Annotated in this window: 1 protein-coding gene; it reads right to left on the bottom strand. The window is 47.5% G+C overall.

Annotated features, from left to right (window positions below; all coding sequences use genetic code 11):
• Nucleotides 1-1,269: hypothetical protein (locus D6783_04025; GenBank protein RME52703.1), on the bottom strand; the 1,269-nt coding region annotated here is incomplete at its 3' end.
• Nucleotides 1,270-1,405 lie beyond the last annotated feature (136 nt).

The following is a 1,405-nucleotide window of genomic DNA, read 5'->3' as shown; positions in this document are numbered from 1 at the left end:
GCCGGTGAATTCTTTCATGTGTTCTTTTGTGTCTGCTGCTGACGTAAAAAGCGTGGTTACGCCGTGTTGTTTGAGGCTGAGGTAGAGGCGCTTTGCAAATGAGAGGAAGTGCTCTTCTGGGAACGCATTTGCTACGGCTGAGAGTGAGTCGATGATGCAGCGTTGGATGCGCTTTCTGCGAATGAGTGAGAGGATGGTTTGGTAGTGCCCCTCTATGAATGTGCTTTCAGGGGGCTCACAGCGCAAATGAAGTCTTTTTTCCTGTTCGTGTTGGGGGAAGTTGCATCCGAAGTTTTCTGCGTTTTTTCGAAGCGCGTCTTTGCTTTCTTCAAAAGAGACGTAGAGGCATGCTTCGTTGTTTTTAAGGCCTGCAATGAGGAAGTGGAGTGCGAAGAGTGTTTTTCCTGTTCCTGTTGTTCCTGCAAGAAAGGTTGAGGTGCCTTTGAAGAATCCTCCTGAAAGGAGCCTGTCCAGGCCGGGTATGCCGCTTGAAACTTTTATTCTGCTCTCGGCGTGTTTGAGTGTTGGTGGGCTGTAGGGGTAGAGGCAGAGTCCTTTGTTGGTGATGTAGTAAAAGGCGCGTTGGGTTTTGTGGTTTCTTCCTCTGTTTTTTACGACGGTGAGGCATCGTTGATATTCTTGTCCGATGCGTACTTTTTCAAGGGCGATAACGGTGTCCGCGATGAATTCCTCAACGCCGAACGGTGTTTGGAGGTTTTTCGTTGCCGCTTCACTTGTCAAGAGGGTGGTGCATCCGAGCGTTGCAAGGAGGTCGCCGAGGCGGAAGATGAAATTTCGGATGGCGAACGTGTTTTCGAGCTGCTGGCTTATTGCTGTAATGGAGTCGATGACGACGCGTTTGCTTCCTGTTTGGAGGACGTGGTGTTCGAGAGCGTTGAGGAGGTGGTTCGGGTCGATTTCTTTTTTTTCGCGGCGAAGGTCGAGAAGGGTGAGTTGTTGCTTTTCAATAGCGTCTCTTTTGTAAAAGCGCATCATTTCAAGGTTGCTGAGGTTTTTGAAGAGGGGTTCTGTAAGGGAGAGGTAGATGCTGTTTTCTGATTTTTTTTCTATTCCGTCAAAGAGCCATTGGAAGGCGAAGAGTGTTTTTCCCGTGCCTGGCGGTCCGGCAAGAAGGACGGTGTTGCCCTTGGTGAAGCCGCCTCCTAAGAGGGTGTCTAAGACGTGGTTTGAAGACGAAACGGTGAGTGGTTTGTAGTGTTGGGTGTGCTTGTTTTGTGTTAGTGGTGGAACTTGCTTGTTGGTTACCATCGCGGCTAAACACCAAAAATTAAAAGAGTAATAAAATCTTATTCTTATATTATTAAAATTTTCGTTTTTTGTTATTCCTACAGCCAGGGCTCTTTGAAAGGTTTGATACGGTAGTTTTTTGTCGTTTTATGGTGTT

It is taken from the genome of Candidatus Woesearchaeota archaeon (assembly GCA_003694805.1).
GTDB lineage: Archaea > Nanobdellota > Nanobdellia > Woesearchaeales > J110 > J110.
Note: the sequence above shows the minus strand (reverse complement) of the source record. Positions and strands in the feature narration are given on the sequence as shown.